This is a genomic window from Aminobacter sp. P4_H6_2 (assembly GCF_056400805.1).
This window is the reverse complement of the sequence record NZ_JBFUKO010000335.1, coordinates 1-5,947: the sequence shown is the minus strand read 5'-3', so window position 1 is coordinate 5,947 and position 5,947 is coordinate 1. Positions and strand designations below refer to the sequence as shown.

The 5,947-nt window shown below is 61.4% G+C and carries 4 protein-coding genes and 1 pseudogene; 1 reads left to right on the top strand and 4 read right to left on the bottom strand.

What is annotated here, in order from left to right:
• Positions 1-387: SDR family NAD(P)-dependent oxidoreductase (locus AC1DUU_RS20895; RefSeq protein WP_476785311.1), on the bottom strand; the 387-nt coding region annotated here is incomplete at its 3' end.
• A 58-nt stretch (positions 388-445) separates the two neighbouring features.
• On the opposite strand from AC1DUU_RS20895, the pseudogene AC1DUU_RS20890 reads away from it, so the two are divergent.
• Positions 446-1,051, top strand: a pseudogene (locus AC1DUU_RS20890) (IS5 family transposase); the annotation flags it as partial.
• Positions 1,052-1,132: 81 nt separating this feature from the next.
• On the opposite strand, the gene AC1DUU_RS20885 reads toward AC1DUU_RS20890, so the two are convergent.
• The 3 genes from AC1DUU_RS20885 to AC1DUU_RS20875 form a co-directional block, all read right to left on the bottom strand.
• On the bottom strand, positions 1,133-2,566 hold the full coding sequence (locus AC1DUU_RS20885; protein ID WP_476785313.1) for an HlyD family type I secretion periplasmic adaptor subunit: 1,434 nt from the start codon (positions 2,564-2,566) through the stop codon (positions 1,133-1,135).
• On the bottom strand, positions 2,563-4,302 hold the full coding sequence (locus AC1DUU_RS20880; RefSeq protein WP_476785312.1) for a type I secretion system permease/ATPase: 1,740 nt from the start codon (positions 4,300-4,302) through the stop codon (positions 2,563-2,565). Before AC1DUU_RS20880 ends, AC1DUU_RS20885 begins: the two co-directional genes overlap by 4 nt.
• 89 nt (positions 4,303-4,391) lie before the next feature.
• The gene (locus AC1DUU_RS20875; RefSeq protein ID WP_476785310.1) at positions 4,392-5,594 is read right to left on the bottom strand and encodes a CAP domain-containing protein; all 1,203 of its coding nucleotides are present in this window, start codon (positions 5,592-5,594) and stop codon (positions 4,392-4,394) included.
• Between the last annotated feature and the right edge of the window lie 353 nt (positions 5,595-5,947).

Here is a 5,947-nt window from a genome sequence, read left to right as displayed (position 1 = left end):
GGTGACGAAGAACGTACCCTTGAGATTGATGTTGACCGTGAAGTCGAAGTCGTTCTCGTTCACATTTTCGGCTAGATTTTCCGGGCTGACGCCGACATTGTTGACCAACACGTCGATGCGTCCGAACTCAGCATGAGCACGAGCAACCGCGTCCTGTATCGTGGCCAAATCTGCCAGGTCCATCGAAACCGCGAGGGCACGCCGACCAAAGCTTTCGATTGTTGATACGAGCTCAAGACAATCGGCAGGGTTGCGAACGCCAAGGACGACGTCGGCGCCCATGGCTGCACAGGCACAAGCGCATGCCTTTCCGATGCCGCGTGATGCACCCGTCACCAGAACAATCCGGCCTTCAAGATCAAATTTCGGCGTGAAATCGCTTTTCATGATCATTGCTCCAGGTTCGTTGTTTTGCGAACTGCGGCCACAGGCTAAACCACTGCGCGGTCCATTGCATGTGCTGGTCGACAGCACCGGCCTGCAGATCTACGGTGCCGGCCAGTGGCTGGAAGAAAAGCATGGTGCCAAATCCCGCCGCACGTGGTGCAAGCTGCATATGGCCCTGGATGCCGACAACGGCGAGATCATTGCTCATACGTTGACAGATCAGGACACAGGCGACGCCTCGCAGGTGGAGCCGTTGCTCGACCAGATCGACGGCCAGATCGGCCTGTTCATCGCCGACGGCGCCTATGATGGCGACCCTATCTACAACGCCGTCTTGCGGCACAGCGCCGAAGCCCGGATCGTCATTCCACCACGCTCGAACGCAGTGGAACGGATCGACACCGAACCACCCGGCCACAGAGACGATCACATAGCGTCGATCAATAGAGATGGCCGCATGAAGTGGCAGGCGTCCACCGGCTACGGCAAGAGGGCACTGATCGAGACCGCCATCGGGCGATACAAGGGAAGTATCGCAGGGCGCTTGAAGGCCCGCTCCTTCCCGGCCCAGCAGACGGAGGTCGCCATCGGATGCGCCGTTTTCAACCGCATGCTCGCCTGTGCACGCCCGAAGTCCGTTCGTTGCAAGGCGAAAACGAAATGACGAGCGCCATCATAGACTTAATTGTGGCCAACAACGGATCCAAGCACCAACGCCCCGAGACAACCTATTGAGATTCCACAGCTAGTCGCTGCGGAAGGCGCGACTGGCCTGGTCGGTCAGCGGCTTGAACAAATAAGACAGCACCGTGCGATCGGTGGTTTTAAGAAACACCTCCGCCGGCATGCCGGGCTTGAGTTCAAGTGGGCCTGCCTGTTCGAGGCTCTTCGCCGACAAGCCAATGCGAATGGCGTAGTAGGAGACGCCAGCTTTGGGATCCTCGATCATATCGGGCGAGATCCGGTCGACTGTGCCGTCCACTTCCGGCGTGGTCTGCTGGCTGAACGCCGACAGGCGAAGCGTTACCGGCTGCCCGATGCGGATCTGGTCAATGTCCTGTGGCGCGACCCGCGCCTCGACTACCAGCGCGTCCGCCGTCGGCACGATCTGCATGATCGCCTCGCCCGGCGTGATGACGCCGCCAACCGTGTGGATGGCCAACTGGTGGACCCGGCCCGACTGTGGCGCGCGAATGTCAATCTGCTTCAGCGATTGCTCGGCGGCCACCTGCCGCTCCTTCATCTCGCTTGCCTTGGCGTCGATCTCGCGCAATTCGCCGGCCACTTCGCTGCGCATATCTTGGCCGATCTGGATGATGGCAAGTTCTGTTTCGCTGATCCGCCCGCGTGTCTGCGCGGCCGCCGCGGTCAGTTGGCCGTCTTCGCCGGCGAGCTGTGCCTGGGCGCGCTGGCGCTCGGCCAGCCGTGACATCGGAACGAGCTTCTTTTGCCAAAGCTGGTTGATGCTATCCAGCTCGACCTTGGTCAGCAAAATTTCCTGCTGCTTGCTCTTCTGCTGGGCTTCGAGGCCAGCGATCTCCTGGCGGAACTGGGCGATGCGTTCGCGTAGCTGCGAGACCTGGCCGTCGCGTGCCTGCCGCCTCAGCGCAAACACCTTGTTTTCGCCCTCGATCAACTGCCTGACACGAGGATCGAACGCTCGCGTGGCCAGTTCTGCAGGATAGTTGACTGCTTCGGCGCCATCGCGCTCGGCGGTCAGCCGAGCCCGCCGTGCGGTGAGTTCGTCCAGACTACTGTCAACTATGGCGAGATTGGCGCGCGCCACCGTGTCGTCGAGGCGTGCCAATACATCGCCGGCCGCAACCACGCTGCCGTTTTGCACATTCAGTGCGCCGACGACACCACCTTGTGGATGCTGAACCGATTTGACGTTGGAATCGACAGCCAGATGACCGGCTGCCACGACCGCGCCAGACAGATTGCTGGTGGCTGCCCAAAGGCCGAGGCCGCCGACAAGCACCAGTGCGGCAATCGTCCCCAGCCTCACATTTCGGCGTATGGCATGACGCAGTCTCTGTTGTTGTGGGGAGGCCCCGGCGATCGGCTGGGCACCACTGTCGAGGAGTGAAATGGCTTTCGCCTTGGCTGAAAGCGTAAGTTCCTTCACCACCCGCAGTCGGTGCGTGGAAAATTGGTTCGTTACGAGTGTCATCGTCAGCCCGCCGTTCCCACAGCATGCAGCGGTACGGGTACCGGCTGGAGTGCATGTCGCGCGATCTCGTTCTTCGGTCCAAAAGCTTGCTGCTTTCCACCGCCGAGAACCAGCAGATGATCGAGCGCTGCAAGTACGCTCGGCCGATGTGCGACCACGATCACGATGCCGCCACGCGCCTTGATGTGTTCTATGGCTTGCGTCAACGCCTGGTCGCCCGCCGCATCGAGGTTGGAATTGGGTTCGTCGAGCACGACCAGGAACGGATCGCGGAACAGCGCGCGTGCCAGTGCCACCCGCTGGCGCTGGCCGGCGGAAAGTGCGGCGCCGTTTTCGCCGATTTCCGTCTGGTAGCCTTCGGGCAGGCGCAGGATCATTTCATGCACGCCGGCCACCGTCGCCGCAGCGATGATTGCTTCAGGGGGCGCATTATCGTCGAAGCGCGAGATGTTTTGGCCGACCGTGCCAGCAAATAGTTCCACGTCCTGCGGCAGATAACCGATATGGCGGCCGAGCAACTGCGCCGGCCACTGCTCGAGTGCTGCGCCATCGAGCCGGATCTTGCCGCGCATCAGCGGCCAGACGCCGACGAGCGCACGTGCAAGTGAAGATTTTCCCGAGCCGCTCGGCCCGATGACACCGACACCCGATCCAGCGCGGATCGAGAACTCGACGTCCTGCACGACAAGCCGTCGATCGCCGGGGGCCACGACGCTGATGAATTCGACCGCGAGTTCCGAGGCAGGTGCCGGCAGCTCCATGCCGCCTTCGGAGACGGGAAGTGCTTTGAACAGTTCATCAAGTCGCCGCCAGCTTTGCCGGGCGTTGAGAAAGCTTTTCCAGTGCGCGATGGCAAGTTCGATGGGCGCAAGCGCCCGCGAGGTGAGAATGGAACTGGCGATGATGATGCCCGGCGTCGCCTGCTGGTAGATGACCAGATAAGCGCCGAGCGCCAGCACCATCGATTGCAGCATCATGCGCAGAATGCGCGACACGGCGCCAAGACCACCGGTCAGGTCGCTGGCGCGTTCCTGTGCCTCGCGGAAATCACCGTTGGCCTGGTTCCAGCGCTTCGCAAGGTTCTCGCTCATGCCCATCGCCGTCAGCACCTCGGCGTTGCGCGCGCCGGCCTGAGCGATCGCGCTCCGCCTTGCGCTGAAGCCTGACATCGATTTCGTCGGCACGCGCACCAGCCGGTCGGCGATCACTGTCAACAATACCAAAAGGGCCGCGCCGACGAGGGCCGCGACGCCAATCCACGGATGGAACAGGAAGCAGATACCGACGTAAAGCGGTATCCACGGCAGGTCGAAGAGTGCCGCCGGTCCGCCGCCGGAGAGAAAACCGCTGACCTGGTCGAGGTCGCGCAGCGCCTGCAGGCCTTCGCCCCGGTCGCGGGTACGCAGCGGCAGCCGGACGATGCAATTGAATATGCGGCCGCTGATCATTTCATCGATGCCGGCGCCGATACGTGTCAGCACCCGGGCGCGCACCGCTTCCAGTATGCCCTGAAAGGCATAGAGAACCACCACCATGATGATCAGCGCCACCAGCGTCGGCACGGAGCGACTCGGCAACACCCGGTCGTAGACCTGGAGCATGAACAGCGAACCGGACAGCATCAACACATTGATGAGGCCGCTGAATCCGGCGACGGCAATAAACGCGCCCCGGAATGAGGCCAGCGCTTCACGAAGCTCGGAGCGGTTCGTCTGGTTCTGGTCACTAGACGGTTGAGTCAGGGTCTTTCCCCCAAGTGGCGGCAGCAATCGGCGATGCGGGCGGACCGCGCCTGAAGCGCGATCCGCCTGTCTGCCATGTCAGCTCATGTTTAGACGACGAGATCTGCGTTGTGCTGGCCGGAATGCGCGGCCATCTGCGCCAGTATCTTGGCAACCGCAGCTTGCGCCGCATCGCCCGCCTCCGCAACCACGTGTGCGTCGGCCGGCAGATGCGCCTGGAGCGCCGCAACTGCGTCGTCGACCGCCTGGTGAATATGGCTGCCGTCGAACAGATCGGAGATGTGCTCGGCATTGGCGTGCGTGGCGATGTTCTGCGCAAACTKCAGATGATCGCCATCAAGCGCAACCGAATGGCCCTGCTTGAGAGCGCCATCGCCGGATGCACTTACCGTACTTGCGGCACGCGTACCTTGATCCGCGCCGAAATGATCCATCCCCTTGAAGAAATCAGCGAGCCAAGCATTGGAATTGCTCCCGGCATCCGTTGTGTCGGTCGGGGTCGCCGGTGCTGCCGGTTGCGTGTGGCCAGTGTCGGAACCTGCATCTTCAGCCGAGGCTGTCGCCGCCAGCGTTCCCGACTTCATTGTCGGATCGATCAGGTCCTTCTTGACATTCTTGGTGCCGATCGTCGCCGTCTGGGTCGAGGTGTCAATATTGGCGCCCGAGAAGGTCACCGTATAGGTGCCGGGCTTCAGCGCTAGGTCGTAGCCGCCGGCCGCGGACGTCGTGGTCTTGAAGGACTGGCCTGCTGCGTTCTTGGCGGTCACCGTGATGGCGCCGAGCCCTTCGCCCGGATCGTAGAAATGGTCGCCGTCCTTGTCGTCAAAGGCAACGCCCGTCAGGAACAGATCCGAGCCGGTCTTTCCGAAATCCTCGGTGACAAAAGCGCTTGAGCGTCCTTTGTAGTCGCCGACCTCGATGCCGAGGCCCACTTCGCGGAAGTTCGGGTTGAGGATGTTGGCGCGATGACCTGAGGAATTCATCAGGTTGGTGTGCAGAAGCTTGACCTCGTCGACATAGCCAGTCGGGGCGCGGGTGGTCGCCCAGGCGATGTTCTCACCAGTGGCCCACGATCCGCTCAGGATATAACCAGCGGCTTTCATGCGGGTGGTTGGGGACGAACCGCCGGAGCCGGTGTGCGAAAAGACGTCGGTTGCAAGCATCCACTGGTCATGCCCCTCGGCGGCTTCGCTGAGGTCRTTGTCGAATGCAAGCGGCTGGGCGCCTGCTTTGGCGCGCTCTGCATTGATGAGTTCAAGCAGATACTGCTCGTTGGCGCTATGTTGCGTCATAGGGTCTCCCCGTTGGTTCTTGATTGGTGTTGAACCCCCAGTGTCCCCGTCCGCCCGACTTTTGGCCTAGGCAGCAACTGTGTTGATGATGCGGCGCTCAGATGATTAAATTAGGGTGTCTGCATATAACTGGTCGGTCGTGAATAACGTGCAACCGCCTGCGCCGGTTGGGGTTTTCTGCGGTGTCAAGTATTCGGTTTCGCAAGGGATTGGGACTTTGGGACGCAAAAGCTTGCGATTTCATCGGGCGTCCTAGTCCTCGTTTCGCCGCTCAAGCTGAGAAACGTAACCCCAGATGGTACACTATTGCATACGATGGGGAGATTAAGGGGCCAAACGCGCATTGCCGCTGC